The 19,029-nt window shown below is 64.7% G+C and carries 16 protein-coding genes; 12 read left to right on the top strand and 4 right to left on the bottom strand.

The features are described 5' to 3' along the window. Window positions 1–20: 20 nt before the first annotated feature. A complete protein-coding gene (locus EV641_RS06660; protein WP_132471213.1) occupies window positions 21–2,666 on the bottom strand; it encodes a LuxR C-terminal-related transcriptional regulator in 2,646 nt (881 codons plus the stop codon). 260 nt (window positions 2,667–2,926) lie between these two features. Between EV641_RS06660 and EV641_RS06655 the strand changes: the two genes are divergently transcribed. From EV641_RS06655 to EV641_RS06640, 4 genes are read left to right on the top strand one after another with little or no spacing between them, the layout of a single operon-like run. Then, entirely contained in the window at window positions 2,927–3,322 is a 396-nt protein-coding gene (locus EV641_RS06655; RefSeq protein WP_132471212.1) for a nuclear transport factor 2 family protein, read from the top strand. A 12-nt stretch (window positions 3,323–3,334) separates the two neighbouring features. Beyond that, a complete protein-coding gene (locus tag EV641_RS06650) occupies window positions 3,335–3,979 on the top strand; it encodes a 3,4-dihydroxy-2-butanone-4-phosphate synthase (RefSeq protein WP_241996891.1) in 645 nt (214 codons plus the stop codon). A gap of 46 nt (window positions 3,980–4,025) precedes the next feature. Beyond that, entirely contained in the window at window positions 4,026–4,541 is a 516-nt protein-coding gene (locus EV641_RS06645; protein ID WP_054713126.1) for a flavin reductase family protein, read from the top strand. 42 nt (window positions 4,542–4,583) lie between these two features. Further along, on the top strand, window positions 4,584–5,561 hold the full coding sequence (locus EV641_RS06640; protein ID WP_054713127.1) for a nitronate monooxygenase family protein: 978 nt from the start codon (window positions 4,584–4,586) through the stop codon (window positions 5,559–5,561). 210 nt (window positions 5,562–5,771) lie between these two features. Here EV641_RS06640 and EV641_RS06635 read toward each other — a convergent pair whose 3' ends face one another. Next, window positions 5,772–6,608, bottom strand: a complete 837-nt coding sequence (locus EV641_RS06635) for a mycofactocin-coupled SDR family oxidoreductase (protein WP_054713128.1) — start codon at window positions 6,606–6,608, stop codon at window positions 5,772–5,774. 285 nt (window positions 6,609–6,893) lie between these two features. Here EV641_RS06635 and EV641_RS06630 point away from each other — a divergent pair, with 285 nt between their 5' ends. Both EV641_RS06630 and EV641_RS06625 read left to right on the top strand, forming a co-directional pair. Continuing rightward, on the top strand, window positions 6,894–8,195 hold the full coding sequence (locus tag EV641_RS06630; protein WP_199233162.1) for an MFS transporter: 1,302 nt from the start codon (window positions 6,894–6,896) through the stop codon (window positions 8,193–8,195). Then, complete coding sequence (locus EV641_RS06625) at window positions 8,192–10,978, top strand: DUF2804 family protein (protein ID WP_132471211.1); 2,787 nt, start codon at window positions 8,192–8,194, stop codon at window positions 10,976–10,978. The genes EV641_RS06630 and EV641_RS06625 overlap by 4 nt, the downstream gene beginning before the upstream one ends. A gap of 21 nt (window positions 10,979–10,999) precedes the next feature. Here EV641_RS06625 and EV641_RS30085 read toward each other — a convergent pair whose 3' ends face one another. Both EV641_RS30085 and EV641_RS06620 read right to left on the bottom strand, forming a co-directional pair. After that, entirely contained in the window at window positions 11,000–11,128 is a 129-nt protein-coding gene (locus EV641_RS30085) for a hypothetical protein (protein ID WP_277874481.1), read from the bottom strand. Window positions 11,129–11,344: 216 nt separating this feature from the next. Next, window positions 11,345–12,094, bottom strand: coding sequence for a GntR family transcriptional regulator (locus tag EV641_RS06620; RefSeq protein ID WP_132471210.1), 750 nt, complete (start codon window positions 12,092–12,094; stop codon window positions 11,345–11,347). Window positions 12,095–12,262: 168 nt separating this feature from the next. Here EV641_RS06620 and EV641_RS06615 point away from each other — a divergent pair, with 168 nt between their 5' ends. From EV641_RS06615 to EV641_RS06590, 6 genes are all read left to right on the top strand, one after another. Next, window positions 12,263–13,384 carry a TIGR03364 family FAD-dependent oxidoreductase gene (locus EV641_RS06615; RefSeq protein WP_054714791.1) on the top strand — a complete coding sequence of 374 codons (1,122 nt, stop codon included), beginning with the start codon at window positions 12,263–12,265 and terminating at the stop codon, window positions 13,382–13,384. Between the two features lie 177 nt (window positions 13,385–13,561). Further along, window positions 13,562–14,500: a phosphate/phosphite/phosphonate ABC transporter substrate-binding protein gene (locus EV641_RS06610; protein WP_277874480.1), complete on the top strand. Its 939-nt coding sequence runs from the start codon at window positions 13,562–13,564 to the stop codon at window positions 14,498–14,500. Window positions 14,501–14,533: 33 nt separating this feature from the next. Then, the gene (gene phnC / locus EV641_RS06605; protein WP_132471369.1) at window positions 14,534–15,349 is read left to right on the top strand and encodes a phosphonate ABC transporter ATP-binding protein; all 816 of its coding nucleotides are present in this window, start codon (window positions 14,534–14,536) and stop codon (window positions 15,347–15,349) included. Between the two features lie 83 nt (window positions 15,350–15,432). Further along, window positions 15,433–17,022 carry a phosphonate ABC transporter, permease protein PhnE gene (gene phnE / locus EV641_RS06600; protein ID WP_132471368.1) on the top strand — a complete coding sequence of 530 codons (1,590 nt, stop codon included), beginning with the start codon at window positions 15,433–15,435 and terminating at the stop codon, window positions 17,020–17,022. Window positions 17,023–17,074: 52 nt separating this feature from the next. Further along, on the top strand, window positions 17,075–17,758 hold the full coding sequence (locus EV641_RS06595; RefSeq protein WP_054805140.1) for a phosphonatase-like hydrolase: 684 nt from the start codon (window positions 17,075–17,077) through the stop codon (window positions 17,756–17,758). Then, entirely contained in the window at window positions 17,755–18,792 is a 1,038-nt protein-coding gene (locus EV641_RS06590; protein WP_241996890.1) for a zinc-binding dehydrogenase, read from the top strand. The genes EV641_RS06595 and EV641_RS06590 overlap by 4 nt, the downstream gene beginning before the upstream one ends. Window positions 18,793–19,029 lie beyond the last annotated feature (237 nt).

The following is a 19,029-nucleotide window of genomic DNA, read 5'->3' as shown; positions in this document are numbered from 1 at the left end:
GGCGGGCCCGATGGTTCCGTTCACGTCGCGAACAGTGCTCGAGGTACCTCGGTTCGTCGCGAAAGGCACAACTTGCGTAGCAGGTGCTCCACATGCCCTTCCACGGTACGAGATGACAGCACGAGCCTCCCGGCGATCTGTTTGTTGGTCAGTCCCTGTGCGACCAGTTCGGCGACCTCTCGCTCACGGGGTGAGAGAAGGTCGAGTTGGGAGGCATCGGCCCTAGCTGTTGCGTGGGCGGAGTAACTCCGGTCTGGGGCAGGGTGATCGTGCTTGGCACAGTCTTCGTCGAAGATGTAGGCGAGCAATTCGGGGGCGGTCATGGCCTGGCCTCGGGCCCATGCGGCATCGAATGCCGAACCGCCGACGTGGTGCCGTGCCGTATCGACTGCGCGTGCGCGCAAGGTATTCCAGTGATCTGCACCGTAGAGTTGTCGACCGATCGATCCCCACATGGATGAGGCCGCGCCCAGCACGACCGCGGCGCGTGCACCGTGGCCTTGCTCGGCGAGTGCCCATCCCAGAAGGTCTGCCATCACTGTCTTGCCGATCGGGTCGGCGAACTCTCGTTGGTAGCGAAGTGCTTCGAGCGCGCGCTGGGCAGCGGTGTCCGGATCGTTCTCGAGCAGTGCGACGTGGCCGAGTCCGTAGGTCGCGTAGGAGTGGAACCAGAGTTCGCCGATCTCGTCGGTACTGGTGAACACTCGGCTGAAAGCATCGGCGGCGCCGGATACGTCCTGCGTGGAGCAGAGCAGCATGCCTCGATGGACCTGCAACATCGATACCAGTTCCGGATCACAGCCGTGGAGTTGATATCCGCGTTCTGCCTCGTCGAGGTATGCCATCCCGGAATCCGCTCGGCCGGCGAAGAAGTCCCGCAGTCCTGCGATATGGACCGCGAATGATCTGGTGACCGGATCTTCGCGGTCGCCGGCGAGCTCGCGTGCCCTGCGTAAGGTGAAGTCGGCCGCATCTCGATCACCTTGAAGTGTCTGAACCAATGCGAGCACGGTGAGGATACGTCCGCGTGCGGTCCTCGAGACTCCGGGCAGGTCGAGTGCCTGCGTCAACCACATTCTGTGCTCGCGTACGGAGATTCCGCAGGCCCACAGGAATCTCGAGGATCCCAGCGTGTCAGCGGCCAGTTCTACGAGTGCAGGATCGGTGGGGGTGTTCATCACCGAATGCAGTGCAGCCCGTATGTTTCCGCGGTTGATCGAGACCGCCGTCGCCTTCGTCAGCTGCTCGGGTCCGTACCAGGAGGTGGTCGACTCTTCGACGATACGGGCACAGTATTCGAGGAGCCGTTCGTTCATGTGACGGCGTTCCGGGATGGTCAGTTTCCCCCATCCGTATTCCCGTATCGATTCGAGCAGCCGGAAGCGAACCCCGTTGTCCGAGATCTCACGCACCACCACTGACTTGGCGACGAGCGCGGCGACTGCTTCCATGATCTCGTCCTCGGACAGCGCATCGTCCGAGCACACAGCCACCGCCATACCGATGTCGAAACTGTCGGCGAAGACGGAAGTGTGGCACCACAAGATGCGTTCCGTCTCCGAACACAACTCGTAACTCCAGTCGATCGTCGCTTGCAGACTCCGGTGTCTCGGTGTGCGTCCGCGTGCGGAGACGGTCAACATGGACAGACGCCGATCCAGTCGTTCCGCGAGGTCCTCGACCGAAAGGACGTTCAAGCGAGTACAGGCCAGTTCGATGGCCAGGGGAAGTCCGTCGAGCCGTTGACAGATCCGTCTGACTGCGTCCACATTCGAGTCGCTGAGTTCGAAGCCGGACAGCACGGACTCGGCGCGATTGGCGAACAACTCGACAGCTCCAGATTCCTTACCACCGTCGATGGAAAGTGGCGGAAGGTGGAAGACGTACTCGCCGGGGATTGCCAGGTACTCCCGCGAGGTGGTGAGGATTCGCAGGTTGCGCGTTTCTTCGGTCAGGCGGCTGACGAGGGCTGCGACCCCGTCGACGAGATGTTCGCAGTTGTCGAGGATCAGGAGCATCCTTCGGTTGCGCAAGTACTCGACGAGGATGTCGTCGGCGGAGTTGTTCGGGCCGTCGCGGGTTTCGAGTCCGAGTCGATCGGCGATCGCCTGGCTCACCAAGCTTTCGCTACGTAGGGATGCGAGTTCCACGAAGCGGATTCCGTCGGCGAACGCCCGTCGGTACTCTTCCGCTGCTCGTACGACGAGTCGGGTCTTTCCGATCCCTCCGGGGCCGACGACCGACACCAGCCTGTGGTCACCGAGTAGACGGCGGATCTCGCGCAATTCGTGGTGCCGTCCGACGAAACTGGTGGGATGTTGCGGAAGTCCGGTGCCGATCGAGGGGGGATCGAAGGGAACGGTGGTCATCTCGCTCTTGATCTGGTTCACCTTACGTACGAGAAGTGTTCGCGAGTGGCTCCACATGATGCATCTGCCTATCTCTGCGATGGAGATGCTCGGAGACCGTTGGAGTAGGTCCCGGATGCGTGCATCCGCCTCGTCGGCCACCGATCCCTTCAATCGTCGGTGGTCGTTCGGCTGTTCGGACATCGCAAGAGCTCGGCGCACCGTGTTCCGGGAGATACCCAACCGTTGGGCAATGCCCTTGATCGACTCACCTTCGCCACGGCACTGATGGATTTCGAACCACTCGTCGGCGTTCAACCGCACCTCCTATGAGACGCGTATCACTCTGCTGGCCGAAGGTGACGCACCGCAACATGGGGGGTCAAGATGTGTCACTTTCGGTCGTCGGCGGAACATGCGCCACCCCCTTTCTCGATAGGATAGGCCTTCACCAGCGAAAATGGCGCCGGGAGTCGTGGCTGGACGCCCCCGTACACGGTCACGTGATCGGACGGTTACCGCACCTCGTTGTCGCTGCGAAGGTGGTGTGGACCACATTCCTACGTACGGAGGTACTGATGACACAGCAGAACGCCGACGCGCTCACCAAGGCTTTCGCCGCTGCCGACCAAGGCGATCCCACACCCCTCCTGGACCTGTACGACGACACGATGACCTGGGCCGGATTCACCTTCGACGGCACACAGCGGGTCTACACCAAGGCGGAATTCCTGGAGGGTCTCGGTGTGCTCGCCAAACTCGACGCCTCCGCGAACGAAGTGGTCAGCTGCGATGTGATCGACGACGAACTCGTGGTCGCCAAGATCCGGGCATACCGCAAGCTCGGCGAACACGAACTGGATATCACGATGGTCATGGGCCACCGATTCGTCGACGGCAAGGTCGTGCGCGGCAACGATCTCGTGCCGTCCTCGTTCGAAGCGTTCTGGTCCGCGACCGGACTTGCCGGCTGACAGGTGATGGCGATGAGCATCGCACAGCGCTGCATGCGCAGCTCGGCCCTCGACTCTGCAATCGAAGCCCTGCAGGCCGGTGGCCCCGTGCTGGCAGTGGACGATCTGAACGGCACCGGCATCGACATGATGGTCCTGGCCCGGCGCGCGTCGACGCCCGTAGTGGCCGAAATGATTCGTGAAGGAAGCGGGTTCGTCTGCGTCACCGTGAGCCAGTTCGATGCTCATCGCCTGTGCCTGCCGCCGATGGTTTGGGAAGCCGATAATTCGTTCGGTGGTCGGATGTGCGTGGCGGTCGACGCAGCAGAAGGCGTCACGACCGGCATCTCCGCGCAGGACCGCGCAGTCACTCTGCGCACGTTGGGAGATCGACAATCGACTCCCACTTCGTTCACCCGCCCAGGCCACGTGATCCCTGTCCTTGCTGCAGACGAGAACGCACCCGGCAGACCACGCTTGATCGCGGAAGCCGGGTACCTCTGCGCAGCGGCCGGGGCGGATGTGCAGGGCTTTCCGGTGGCATTCGCCTCCCTGGTGTCCCGCATCGATCCGTGCCGCGAGGCCGGTATCGACGAAGCCCAGCACTGGGACCTACCTACGATTCGTTACTCGGACCTGCGAGCCTCGATCACCGACAGTCGTACAGCCGTTGCATGAACGGCATCGTCCACCGCACTCGACGTCCCTGGGAGACCGATCGACCATGAGCATCCCCACCCCGACGACCAGCCGTGAAGCCGACCTATCGGCCGACTTCAAAGAGGCGATGGCGCACATGTGCGCACCGGTCGCCGTTGTCACGACGATGGACGGCGATCGTCCACACGGCACGACCGTCAGTGCCGTGATGTCCTTGTCGGTCGAACCACTGCTGATCGCTGTGGCGATGGCGACGACATCGGAAAGCCTGTCGGCGATCACGCGCACCGGCACGTTCGGAGTGAACGTCCTCGGGGCGCAGCAACAATCCGTCGCCACGCGTTTCGCCATCAAGGGGGACGACAAGTTCGCGGGAACACTCTGGCACCGGCACGATTCGATACCGCGACTCGACGGGTCTGCAATCTGGCTGTCCTGCAGGGTCGATCACATTCTCCCGGGTGGTGATCACGTCATTCTCGTCGGAGGCGTCACGGGTGTCGACACCGACCCCATCGCCGCGCCACTGACCTACCATGCTCGGCGGTTCGGAACACACACTCCGCACGACACACCCTGAGAACTGTTGCCGTATTGCCGTGTTGTCGAAAAGGACACGAACTTGACTCTGCCGCCCGTCCTCCACGACCGGCTTCGTCTGCCGGTGGTTGCTTCACCCTTGTTCATCGTCTCCGGTCCCGATCTCGTTGTCGCACAGTGCACCTCCGGTGTGGTCGGATCATTCCCGTCGCTCAACGCGCGACCCCGGCCGGTTCTGCGCGAGTGGCTCGCCGATATCACTGCGAGACTGGCGAAATACGACGCGAACAACCCGGAAGCGCCGGCCGCCCCGTATGCGGTCAACCTCATCGTGCACAAGACCAACTCTCGGCTCGAGGAGGATCTCGCCACGATCGTCGAGTTCGAGGTTCCGATCGTGATCACTTCGCTCGGTGCCCGCGCGGACGTCAACGACGCCGTCCATTCATACGGCGGCATCGTCCTTCACGATGTCATCGACAACACGTTCGCCCGCAAAGCGGTCGCCAAGGGGGCAGACGGGCTGATCGCGGTGGCTGCCGGAGCCGGTGGCCATGCGGGGACACAGTCCCCCTTCGCTCTGCTCCAGGAGATACGTGCGTGGTTCGACGGCCCGCTCTTGCTGTCCGGAGCCATCGCCCACGGCCGCGCGATCCTCGCAGCGCAGGCCGCCGGAGCGGACCTCGCCTACATGGGCTCCGTCTTCATCGCTAGTACCGAAGCCGATGCCGACCTCAGGTACAAGCAGATGATTGTCGATTCCGGCGCCGGCGACATCGTCTACTCGAGCCGGTTCACCGGTGTCCACGGCAACTACCTTCGGGGAAGCATCAGAGCCGCCGGGCTCGATCCCGACGCACTCGGCGACTCGAGGCCGGCCGTGCCGAACTTCGGTATCACCGAAGGCGCCGAGCCGGGTCCGAAGCCGCAGGCGAAGCCGTGGCGCGATATCTGGGGCGCAGGGCAGGGCATCGGCGCCGTCGACGCCGTGCTGACGGCTGCAATGATCATCGAACGTCTCAGAGCCGAGTATGCGCAGGCGAGAGCAGTATTGCTCTGACATCCGGTTTCCCGCATGCACCGAGTCGGGGTTTACGACTCAGTGCATGCGGGGTTCCACGCAGCGCAATGGTGAGAAGGCACTACAAATGAGCAGCGGCGGTGTCACGCTGGGAACGATTGGTCGTCACGAGATCGCCGCAGCGTTCGCGCACGCAGAGCGGGGCACTCCGGGTTGGTTCCGGGTGCCCCGCTTGCTGGTGTCTGCTGATCAGACCTTGTTGAGGGCGCCCGCGTCGACGGGCAGTGCGATGCCGGTGACGTAGCGTGCCGCGTCCGAAGCGAGCCACACCACGGCGTTGCTGATATCCGCCGGTTCGATCCAGGGAGTCGGCAGCACGTTCATCGCGGTCTCGCACGCTTCGCGGAAATCCTCGTGTGTGGGCGTCTCGAGGTCCGGTCGGAACAGCCGGTACATGTCCTCGTTGTCGATCATGTCCGTCAGCACCGACGTAGGATGGATCGAGTTGCACCGAATCCGATGGGAGCCCAGCTCATTGGCGGCAGTTCGGGCGAGACCGGTGACGCCGTGCTTCGCGGCGACGTAGTGGGCGAAGTTGGGGAAACCCTGCAATCCACCGGTGGAGCTGATCAGGACGATCGATCCGCCCTCACCCTGCTCGATCAGGATGGGGACAGTCGCTCGCATTGTCTTCCACACGCCCGACAGGTTGATGTCGATCATTTCGTCCCACTGCGCTTCGGTGAGCTCGTGCAGTGGACTGGACGAGAAGATGCCGGCGTTCGCCACCACGGTGTCGAGGCGTCCGAGCTTCGCAACACCCTCGGCGACCACGTCCTGGAGCCGACTCAGCGACCGCACGTCGGCAACAGCGACATGGGCACGCTGCCCGAGCTTCTCGATATGCCGGGCAGTTTCCTGGAGTTCGTCCTCCGTCGCACCGCGGTACTTCGTCGTTGCCGGCTTGGCGCAGATGTCGACGATGATGACGTCGGCGCCTTCTTCCGCGAGCCGGATGGCATGCGAGCGCCCTTGTCCGCGTGCTGCTCCCGTTACCAGCGCGACCTTGCCTTCAAGCTGTCCCATCAGGATTCCTTCCGTTGTGACTACGGTTATGAATGGACGAGGATGTTTCGAACGCGGTATGCCCTGAATCACAATGGCCGGTCCGCGCGCTGCACACAGGCGGGCGACTACGTGGTCCGCTACGTGGTCACCCATTCGGGACATCCACCTGGGTGAGCTGCCCCGGTCAACCGCAGTGCGGTCGAAACGCTGCGTATCTGCGCGACATGACGAGGTCCGACACGGTGGGATCGGTCCACGCGCCGGGATGGCGCGAACCACCATGGTCGCGGGATACACGAGCGTGTGGCCGATCGTCGCCTCTGGATCTGGGTGGTGCTGCTCGGGCTGACGGGGCAACTGGCCTGGACGGTCGAGAGCATCTACCTCAACCTGTTCGTCTACAACACGATCACCGACTCGCCGACAGTACTCGCCACCCTGGTCGCGACCAGTGCCGTCGATGCCACCATTGCGACGCTGCTCGCCGGCGCGGCGTCGGACAGAACCGGCGGGCGACGCGAGTTCATCGCGGTCGGGCACGTGCCGTGGGGCCTCTGTACCGCCGGTTTCGGGCTGGTGAGTGTCGATGCCGCCGCGTCATTGATGCCGATGCTCGATGCAGTGACGATCGCGGTGATCGCGATCGTCGTACTCGACCGTGTGATGAGCATTCTCGGTTCGAGTGCGAACGACGCCGCGTTCAATGCGTGGGTCACCGACTCGACCCGCCCTGACAATCGCGGCCGCGTCGACGGCGTGCTGGCCACGATGCCATTGCTGGCGATGCTGCTGGTGTTCGGTGCGCTCGACCCGCTCACCAGGGGCGGCCAGTGGATGCTGTTCTTCACGATCATCGGCGGCGCCACCGCGGCGGTCGGGGTGATCGCCTGGTTCGGGGTCCGCGAGCCGCGACAACCGAGACCGAGCGGCAGTTACCTGTCGTCGGTGGTCCATGGCTTGCGTCCCAGCACCGTGCGCGACAATCCGCGGCTGTATCTGGCATTGCTGGCCTGGGCGATCCTCGGAACGAGCACCCAGGTGTTCCTGCCGTACCTGATCATCTACGTGCAGCGGTACCTCGACATGGACGGATACGCGATCGTCCTGGCGTCGGTGTTGATCGGTGCGGCAGTGATCAGCGGGATCGGCGGCCGGGTACTGGACCGTATTAGCCCATCCAGGGGAATCCTGCCCGTCGCCGTTGGCTATGTCGTCGGTCTGCTCCTGATGTTCCCTGCGCGGGGAATGCTCGCTGTCATCGGAGCAGGCATCGTGATGATGGCGGGATTCATGCTGGGGGTCGCCGCGATCTCGGCAACCGTTCGGAACCTGACTCCGCTGGATCGCGCGGGCCAGGTGCAGGGACTGCGGATGATGTTCGCCGTCCTCGTGCCGATGGTGATCGGACCGTTCCTCGGTGCCGCTGTGATCACCGGTGCCGACGAGACATTCGTCGATCTCGGCGTCGTGAAACAGGTGCCGACACCGTGGATCTTCCCTGCCGCCGCAGTCGTGGTGGTATTGATCGTCATCCCCGTCGTCCTGCTGCGGAAGGTAGGCGGCGCACAGACACTCGCACCGAAACCTCTGGAGACCAGCCTGTGATCACCGAATGGGGCGAAACCCTCGATCCCGACCGTGTCCTGCCCGAATACCCGCGCCCACAACTCATGCGCGACTCCTACGTCAACCTCAACGGCCACTGGGACTATGCCATCATCTGCGCCTCGGTCACCGAGCGACCCCGCGACTGGGACGGGGAGATCGTGGTGCCGTTCTCACCGGAAGCACCGCTATCCGGCGTCGATCGGATACTGCAGCCGGGCGAAGCGCTGTGGTATCGGCGGAGCGTCACGCTGCCTGCCGGATTCGTGCGTGATCGTGTGTTGCTCCATTTCGGAGCCGTCGACCAGGATTGCGAAGTGTGGGTCGACGGCACATTCGTCGGGGGGCATCGAGGCGGATACCTGCCGTTCACCCTCGACGTCACCGACGCTCTGCGCGGTGAGAGTCACGAACTCGTCGTCCGGGTCCGGGATGTCACCGACACGTCGTGGCGTAGCCGCGGAAAACAGAAACTCGAGCGCGGTGGTATCTGGTACACACCGCAATCCGGGATCTGGCAGACGGTGTGGCTCGAATCAGTGCCGCAGCGGTGGGTCGAGCGGCTCGATCTCGTGCCGCACGTGGACACCGGTGAGGTCGAGGTGTGTGTGGTGGTCGGCGGCACTGGCGAGGGTGCTGCCGTCGTCACGATCGGTGCCAACGGCAGCGACGTCGTTTCGGGCAGCGTGCCGGTCGGGGTGCCGACGCGGTTGCGGCTCGGCGACGACGTGCGTCTCTGGTCGCCCGAGGATCCGTTCCTGTACGACGTCGAGGTCACCCTCGGTGCCGACAACGTGTCGAGTTACGTCGGGATGCGTTCGTTCGGTATCGGACCCGATGCGACAGGCACCATCCGACTCCTGCTCAACGGCGAACCGTATCTGCATGCGGGCCTGCTCGATCAGGGGTACTGGCCCGACGGCCTCTACACCGCGCCGTCGGACGACGCGCTCATCCACGACATCGTCACGGCCAAGGAACTCGGTTTCACGATGCTGCGTAAGCACATCAAGATCGAGCCGCTGCGCTGGTACCACCACTGCGACCGGCTGGGCATCCTCGTGTGGCAGGACATGGTCAACGGTGGTCGGAGCTACCGGCAGGCGGTCGTCACCGCACCCGTCGCTCTACCCGTGAAGTTGGACGATTCTCACTACACCTGGTTCGGACGGCAGGACGCCGAAGGACGCACCGAGTTCCTCGAGGAGCTCGATACGACTGTGGCGCTGCTGCGTTCGACACCGAGCATCGCCGCATGGGTGCCGTTCAACGAGGCATGGGGACAATTCGATGCCGTCGTGGCCTCCGCGCGGATCAAGGCGCTCGACGCCACCCGGCCCGTCGACCATGCCAGCGGTTGGCACGACCAAGGTGGAGGCGACATGGCCAGCCGGCACGTCTACTTCCGGCCCTATCGGCTGTCGCGGGCCGACGCGAAAGATGAGCGTGTCGCGGTGTTGTCGGAGTACGGCGGGTATTCCTATCGGGTCCCGGGGCACGTGTGGAGCGACAAGGAGTTCGGCTACCGCAAATTCGCCGACCAGTGGACCTACGAGCGCGCCTTTCTGCGTCTGCAACATACGCAAGTTGCCCCGGCAGTCGAGGACGGGCTCGCGGCCTTCATCTACACCCAGCTCGCCGACGTCGAAGAAGAGACGAACGGTCTGATGACCTACGACCGTCGGGTCCTGAAGGTCGACGCCGACGCCGTTCGTGCGTCGAACCTTCGGTTGCGCGGCCGACACGACCACGCCGCCGGGGGAGCGGCATCACCTCTCGCAGTGCGGGAACGGGAGATCACCGATCCGGTACCCCTGACCCGGCCCGACGGACGCCTGAACCCCGGCGCGGTCGGGTGGACGCGCACACCGCTGATCACCACCGACGGTATCGGCCGCGGCAGGGCGGGGAAAGGACGCAACAAGCGGTGGGAGTACTGGGCGGTGACCACACCGACCCATGTGGTCGCGCTCGTGGTGTCCGACATCGATTACGCAGCAGTGCACGGTATCTGGCTACTCGACCGGGCAAGCGGGGAAACGATCGCATACGACGCCATCGGGTTGCCCCGCACCGCGACCTTGCCGGCCAATCTCGGTGAGGGTCCGGTTCGATCCCGCACCGGGAAAGTACGGATCGATATCGACGAGGTCGACGGCGGGACGCGGTTGTGGGCGCGCGGCGAGCGTGTGGAGATCGACATCCTTGCTCAGAGACCGGAGTGCCACGAGTGTCTCGGTGTCGTCGTGCCGTGGACCGATCGACTGTTCCAGTACACCGTCAAGGACGTCGCTCGGCCCGCCACCGGGACCATTCGTGTCGACGGCGTCGTCTCGGACGTGCCCGAAGGGGAGTCGTGGGCGACGCTCGACCATGGGCGCGGACGCTGGCCGTACGCGGTGCACTGGAACTGGGGCGCGGGATCCGGCCGCACCGACGGCAAGGTGATCGGAATCCAAGTCGGTGGGAAGTGGACCGACGGATCCGGATCGGTGGAGAACGCGCTGGTCGTCGACGGGCATCTGTCGAAGATCAGCGAAGAGTTGGTGTGGACCTACGATCCGGGCGACTGGATGGCGCCGTGGCGGATCACCGGCGACACCGTCGACCTCACCTTCACCCCGTTCCACCTGAAGAAGTCCGTCACCGACCTGAAGATCTTCTCCTCCCGCACCCACCAGTGTTTCGGCCATTGGTCCGGCACGGTCGCGGATGACACCGGCGCTCGGGTGCGCGTCGAGGACATCGTGGGGTGGGCGGAGGATGTCCGGAACCGCTGGTGACGTGGTATCGGCAGGCAAGTGCTACGAGGCGATCATCGCCTCGACCACGCTTCGATAACGCCGGATCACCAGCATCGCGACGGGGATGACGATGTCGGCGGTGTCCGACTCTGGAGACAGCCACGCGACGGGCAGAACGATGAAACCCATGTCGCTACGAGGCAGGCGATGATTGCCATACCGTGAGCAGGGCGGCGTGGTTCGAGGACGATCGCAATCTCGGTCGCACTTCACATGGCCAGGGCGAGCATCCCGAAAAGGATCGCTGCGGTCAGCATGTACCTCTTCTTCGCTTGGCGTAGGACTTCTTTGATCCGGAGAGCACCGACGAATCCGGTGCCCGTGCTCGGTATGGAGAGATCGTGACTAACGGGCGGACACCATCGACAGGGGGGACGGGTTTCCGCGGATCGTGTTCAGCGTGAAGCTCGCTGTCCCCGGCAGGTATCTGTCATCCGAGGACTCGACCGTGTTCCCATTACTGCTGAATGCGCGGCGGCGGACCCGCAATAATGGAGTCCCCTCGACGACCTCCAGGAGGCGGGCATCGTCCGCGTCGGCACCGACGGCGTCGATGGTGCGGGTGGCGTTGTCGATATCTACTCCGGAGCTGATCAGATGCTGGTAGATGGAGCCGGAGTCGGTGTCGAACGTGAGGAGATGGCGCCCCACATCGAGGGGGTAGTTCAAGCGCTCGACCATGGCGGGCGCCCCGTTCAGGAGCCGTAGCCGGAACACCGTGACCACCGGGGACTTCGGTTCGATATCCAGCGCGGCGGCCAGTGTCTCGTCTGCGGGTCGGCGTGTGACGCTCTGGGTCACCTGTCCCGGTTCGAATCCCGACTGGCGGCACCACTCCGAGTAGGAGATCACGCCGTCGAAGGACTGGGTCGGTACCGTGTCGAGCACGATGGTCCGCCGCCCTCGACCCGATGAAATCAACCCCTCCGAGCGCAGCGTGGCCATGGCCTGGCGAACAGGCCCACGGGACGAGCGGAATCGTTCGCACAGCTCGGACTCGGAGGGAAGCGGTTCTCCGGGGGCGAACTCCTTGCGGCTGATGGCGTTCCGGAGGAAGGCCGCGATCTCTTGATGTTGCTGAAGCGTGGTCCCCATGGTGGTTCGTACTCCCTCTTCCGGTGACGACTTATATATACAGTAAATGTTTGCTGTGCTGGGGCAACGGTTCATGATCCGGAGGGTGTGGTGAAATGTGGGTGAACAGCCAGCAAATATGTCTATACATGTACTGAATGAGGTGTCGAGTGCTCATACTATCGTCGAATGCGTAATCACTCCGACCTTCTTGTCATCGGCTCCGGCATCATCGGCCTTGCCACCGCATTCCTGGCTCACGAGCAGGGTCGGTCCGTCCGCGTCATCGACAGCGATGACCGCCCCGTCGGTTCCTCGATCCAGAACTTCGGTCACGCCTGCTTCACCGGCCAGGCGGACCTCATACAAGGCGTCGCCGATCGTGCCAGGTCGGGCTGGGTGAACGCGGCCGAGCAGGCCGGCTTCTGGGCATCGGAAGGTGGTACGTATATCCCGGCGACCACGGAGGCCGAGCATCAGGTCCTGCGAGAGTTCGCCGAGCATCGCGGCCCCGATCGGGTCACCTCCCTGAGTGGAGTCGAAGTGGCTGACGCCATCGGAAATCCCGGTCTGGCAGCGCTTTCCGGGGTGCACCTGCCGCGGGATATGAGGGTGAACCCGCGTGAGGCGGCGCCCGTGCTGGCTCGCTGGCTCGCGGCGCAGGGGGTCGACTTCGCTTGGAGTACCCAGGTCACCGCCGTGGCCGACGGTGTCGCGGAGACGAACCGCGGCGATTACACGGCCTCGCAGATCGTGGTGTGCCCCGGTTACCGGCTCAGCCACCTGTTCCCCGACCTCGCCGAGAGTCACGAGGTGCGAACCTGCACGCTCGTCATGTCCCTGATCGACCGGCCGCACGCCGTTCCGGCGGATCTCGCAATGCTGACCGGCACCTCCCTCGCCCGGTACGAAGGCTTCACCGCCATGCCATCCGCACCGGAACTTCGCCGCGAGCTGGCCGAACGGGAGCCGGAACTGGTCGAGTGCATTGCGAACCTGATGGTGACGGGTCTGGCGGATGGGTTGCTCATCGGAGACAGTCACGCCTATGCGGCGAGCCCGGAGCCGTTCATCGACGAACGTGTCGGAAACCTGTTGCTTGCACGCGCCACGGAAATCCTCGGAATCACGGCCCCGGTCGTTCGTCAGCGCTGGCTGGGCCGTTACGCCGACAGTCGCTCGACCAACCTCGTGCTCGAGCGCCCCGATCAGCGCACCACAGTCGCCGTCGTCACGTCCGGGATCGGCATGACCCTGTCTTTCGGAATCGCCGACCTTGCGCTGAACGGTGGCTCCGTACCCGGCTTCTGACCCGCACACGGCGGCTGGATGAGCGCTCGGTGAACACTTCATGAACCGGACCGATATGTATATACATGTTGGCTCGCGATGCGGCACACTGGAACCCGACACCACCGGGCTGTTGTCGCGACCGCTGTTCGCACGCGGAATGTACGGCTCCGAGCCAACCCCCTCAGAAAGAAACTTGTGAAGACTTTTTTCTCCCCGAAATCGGCTGCTGTTCGCGCCGCCGTCCTCGCGTCGGCCACCGTCCCGATCCTGGCTGCGTGCGGCAGCGGATCCGACAGTGAGACCATCACGTTCGCGGCTATCCCGGCCGAATCGTCCTCCTCTCTGGAAAGCGACTACTCGAACATCACCTCGCTCATCGAGCAGGAAACCGGTCTCGACGTCGAGTTCCAGAACGCGTCCGACTACGCCGCGGTCATCGAGGGTCAGCGCGCCGGGCAGATCGATATCGCTTCCTACGGCCCGTTCTCCTATGTCATCGCCAAGGACTCGGGCGTGAACATCGACGCCATCGCCGCGCCCACCAGCGACCCCGCCCAGCAGCCGGCCTACACCTCGCTGGCGTACGTCCGCGCTGATTCCGACATCAAGGGCCTCTCCGACCTTCGGGGTCGGACCGTGTGTTTCGTGGACGCGGCGTCCACCTCCGGCTATCTGGTCCCCATGGAGGGGTTGATGAATGAGGGCATCGACCTCGAGACGGATCTCGAAGCAGTCCTCGCCGGAGGCCACGACGCCTCGCTGCTCTCACTCGAATCCGGCTCGTGCGACGCCGCTTTCGCTCACGACACCATGCTCAACACGCTGGTCACGTCCGGTCAGGTCGACGACGGTGCCCTGCGGTCCGTCTGGGAGTCCGAGCCGATCCCCGAAGACCCGATCGCCCTGAACCTCGACACTCTCGATCCCGCTGTGGCCGAGCAGATCTCCACGGTCATCCGCGAGAAGGCCAACAAGCCGGCGCTGGTCGCGGCGGGCATCTGCGCCTCCGAGGGGGAGTGCGTCCTGCCCGAGGAGATCGAGTACGGCTACCTGCCGGTCGATGACACCGATTTCGACGCGATCCGTGAAATCTGCGCTGCCACCGATGCCGCAGCCTGCCACAGCATCAACTGACCTGGCATGACCACTGCCATCAAGGACCTGACCATGAACAACCCCCTTGCGGACACCGACGCCCGGCCCCGCCCGGCCGTGCGACTCGAGCATGTGACCAAGGACTTCGGCGCAGGCGTCCTCGGCCTCGACGACGTCACCACGGAGTTCCGCACCGGTGCCATCACCGTGCTGCTCGGCCTGTCCGGCTCGGGCAAGTCAACCCTGCTCCGGCACCTCAATGGATTGCATCGCCCGACATCCGGCTCCGTCTCGGTCCTCGGCCAGGACGTGGCGTCCTTGCGGGGCAGGTCCTTGCGGACACTTCGACGTGAGATCGCCGTGATATTCCAGCATTTCAACCTAATCGGTCCGATGTCCGTGCTCGAGAACGTGTGCACCGGCCGACTCGGATCGCTCGTCGGTCCCCGGCTGTCGCTGATGATGTATCCCGAGAGCGTGCGACGGGAGGCACTCGAGAAGCTGGACCGCGTGGGTCTCGCCGACCGGGCCTACCAGCGTGCCGACACGCTGTCCGGCGGTCAGCAGCAACGCGTGGCCATCGCGCGAGCGCTCATGCAGCATCCCAAGGTCCTCCTGGCGGACGAACCGGTGGCGTCCCTCGACCCGGTATCCGCCAGGGAAGTCATGGGTCTGCTCCAAGAGATTTCGTCCGAGAACCAGCTGACGGTGATTGCCTCGCTGCACCAGGTGCAGCTCGCCATCGACTTCGCCGACCGCATCGTCGGACTGCGCAGTGGGCGGATCGTCCTGGACCAGACCACCGGGGGTCTGCATGCCGAGGAAGCGTCACAGATCTACACCAGTGTCTCCGGGATGGCCCTGGCCGGCCATGGTGGTCGGCAGTGAACACGACCGCTACCCGGAAACCCCCCGTCGAATTCCCTCCGAGACCCGCCCCGCGAGTCGGGTCCGTTGCGGCCGCGCTGGTCATGATCGTCCTCGTGGTCGCCGGTGTCTGGTCGGTCGATTCGCTCGGAATCAACCTCGCGACCATTGCCAGATCACTGGACAACGGTGTCGCCTTCATCCAGCGGATGTTCCCCCTCGACTTCCCGCCGGTGGCCGAGACGGTGAGTCTGATCTTCGAGACCCTGGCCATCGTGTTCCTGGCCACGTTCCTGGCCGTAGTGTTGTCCGTCCCACTGGCTCTGGCTGCCGCGAAGGCCACCACGAGGGGTCGTCTCTCGCAGGGCACTGCCCGCACGCCGATCGTCCTGGCCCGCGCGGTCCCGGACCTTGTGTTGGCCATCGTGTTCCTGCGTATGTTCGGGCTGGGCGCGACGGCCGGCATCCTCGCCATGGGCATCCACTCCGTGGGCATGGTCGGCAAACTCTATGCAGACGCGATCGAGGAACTCGACGACGGCCCCCGCGAGTCGATCGAATCCGCCGGTGGCAGTCGCGGTCAGCAGATCTTCTCGGCCATCCCCCAAGTGCTCTTGCCTCAGATCGTGGCAACCGCCCTGCACCGCTTCGACATCAACCTGCGCACATCGGTGCTGCTGGGTTATGTCGGGGTAGGCGGGATCGGTCTGGCCATCGCCGACGCACTCCGGACCCTGGATTACCAGCGAGGCATGGCTTTGGCCCTGCTCGTGCTGATTCTCTGCATCGCAGTCGAACTGCTCTCCGGGGCAATCCGAGCCGCCATCATGAAGCGATCCGGTGGAGCGGTGGTAGGAGGTACGTGGTCCGACCGGCTGTTCAACCGCGGTGCAGCCGGTCTGTCGGGCGACCTGCGTCTGACCCCGCCGTGGACTGCGGCACGGGTTCGGAGGTTCATGTCCGGCGGCGCCATCGTGGTGTTGCTGGTGGCGTCGCTCTGGCGCGTCGACATCTCCATGGGTGCCCTGTGGGACGGCCTGCTTGCACTCCCCGACACGCTGGGGCTGTTCCTACCTCCATCGACGGGTGGCGCACTCGGCACGCTCGTGGAGCAGCTGCTGGTCACTGTCCAGATCGCGCTGGCAGCCACCTTCATCGGAGCGGTCCTGGCCATCCCGATCGGTATCCTCGCCGCGAACAACGTGGTGGCGAACAAGGCCGTCCGCTCCTTCTTCCGCATGCTCATCGTGGTGGTTCGCGGCATCCCGGAACTGATCCTCGCCATCATCTTCGTGGTCGTCTCCGGTCTCGGCGCTGTGGCAGGCACCTTGGCCCTGGCGGTGGGCGCGGTCGGGCTGCTCTCCAAACTCGTTGCCGATTCACTCGAAGAGACCGACACCGACGTCCAGGACGCCCTGCGCACCGCCGGGGCCTCCGAGATCCAGGTGTTCTTCGGCGCGACGCTCCGGCAGTCCGCACCGGCCTTCATCGCCCACACCATGTACCTCCTGGACTCCAACATCCGCTCCGCCACCCTGCTGGGCGTCGTCGGCGCCGGCGGCATCGGATTCCTGCTCCTCAACGCTTCCCGCGTCAACCAGTTCGACGTGGTGACCACGATCCTCATCCTCATGGTCGCCGTGGTGCTGGCGGTCGAGGCGCTCTCCATGTGGCTGCGCAAGGTGGTCCGCTGATCGATCTGCCCCACAACACTTCCTACCCGAACTGCACGAAAGAGAAGACATCATGATCGAACTCGCCATCCTCGACATGGCAGGCACCACCATCGATGACCGCGACGAGGTATACCGCGTCCTACGCGAGTCCACCGAGCGCCACGGAGCGACCTACACCGACGAGGAATTCCAGCAGTGGATGGGCACCGAGAAGCGGTGGGCCATCGAGAATCTGCTGAAGCTCGGCGGTGTTGACGCCGACGAGATCCTGGTCGAGCAAGCCTGGGCCTGGTTCCGCGAAGAGTTGCGGCAGACCTACACCGACACCCCGCCGACGCCTCTCGCGGGCGTCGAAGAGGCCCTGCGCGAGCTGAAGGCGAACGGCATCAAGATCGGCCTGACAACCGGATTCTCCCGGGAGATCGCAGACTTGATCCTGGATTCTCTCGGCTGGAAGGAGGGGGAGATCATCGACCACATCGTGGCCGGCGACGAAGTGCCCGTCGGTCGTCCCGAGCCCTTCCTGATCCAGGCGGTCATGGCCCATCTGGACGTGCACGACACGGCCGCCGTCGTCAGTGCAGGAGACACCGCCTCCGACGTGGAATCGGCCCGGCGCGCCGGAGTGACCTCCATCGGTGTGCTCACCGGGCACCTGACCCGCGCGGACTTCGACGCTCTGGATGCCGATCTGGTGCTCGGGTCCGTTGCCGACCTCCCATCGCACACTGTCATGGCGAGGGAAGTCCGGTGACGGCGACAGCGCACGCCGTTCTGTGGCGCGGCGGCACAGACTTCGGCACCATCGAAATGCCCCTTCCCGAGCCGGGACCCGGAGAGACATTGGTGCGTCTCACCGCGGCCACGGTGTGCGGTTCGGACCGGCATACCGTCAACGGACGACGTGAGGCTCCGTGCCCGTCGGTTCTCGGGCACGAGGGCGTCGGCGTGGTGGTCAGCACCGACAGGGGACACCTGGTCGACGGCTCCCCGGTGAGCCCCGGGACCCGGGTGGTCTTCGGCGTGACCCGGTCCTGCGGCCGCTGCGAGATCTGTCGGCGCGGGCTCACCGCCAAGTGCACGAGCGTGCAGAAGATCGGTCACGAGTCGTTCGAGAGCGACTGGCCACTGTCGGGAACCTACGCCACTCACATCCTCCTACGGGAGGGCCAGGCCGTGGTGCCGGTGCCCTCTTCTCTCGACGATGGCGTCGCGGCCACCGCCGGATGTGCTGTGGCCACGGTGATGGCTGTCCTCGAACGCGCCGGTGACCTGTCAGGGCGACGCGTGCTGGTGAACGGGCTGGGCATGCTGGGACTGGTGGCCGTGGCCGCGGCCCGTCGACGCGGTGCCGCCGCAATCCTCGCCGTCGACCCGAATGCGGCCCGGCTCAGGCTGGCCCAGAGCCTCGGGGCCACCCCGGTGTCGCCCGAGGCCGGGGCCTCCGGCACCGTGGACGTGTCCCTCGAACTCTCCGGCTCGCCCGTCGGCATCCGGAATTGCATCGACGCCCTGGGCATCGGCGGCACCGCCGTCCTCGCCGGCAGCGTTGCACCGGTCGGCGCGACCGAAGTGGATCCGGAGTGGATCGTGCGTGGATGGCGCACCATTACCGGGGTCCACAACTACGAGCCACGGCACCTGCAGGAGGCTGTGGAGTTTCTCGCGTCTGCCGGAGACGACCTGCCTTGGAAGGACATCCTGGACGGCCCGATCACGGCCGATCAGCTCGCCGAGGAGTTCCGCCGGAACGACGTACAACGGCTACGCACCGTGGTGACGATGTAGTCGCTCCCTCCGTCGGGCCGCGCGGTATCTCGATCGTCGTGGTGTGCGACCGGGTTGATCTCGGCGAGTGCCACCGCGACGTACCGGCCGTCGGCGAGGGCCGGAATCGACGTGAAGACCGGATCCGACAACGCGTGCTGTGATCCACCCACTGCGAAGAAACTCAGCAGCAGGATGCCGGCGCGGATGAAGGGCGGGTGCCTGTCCTGCCATCCGAAGAGTCCGCCGACGGAAGAG

It is taken from the genome of Rhodococcus sp. SMB37 (assembly GCF_004345605.1).
In the GTDB taxonomy this organism is placed as follows: domain Bacteria; phylum Actinomycetota; class Actinomycetes; order Mycobacteriales; family Mycobacteriaceae; genus Rhodococcus.
This window is presented reverse-complemented; position numbering and strand designations above follow the sequence as displayed.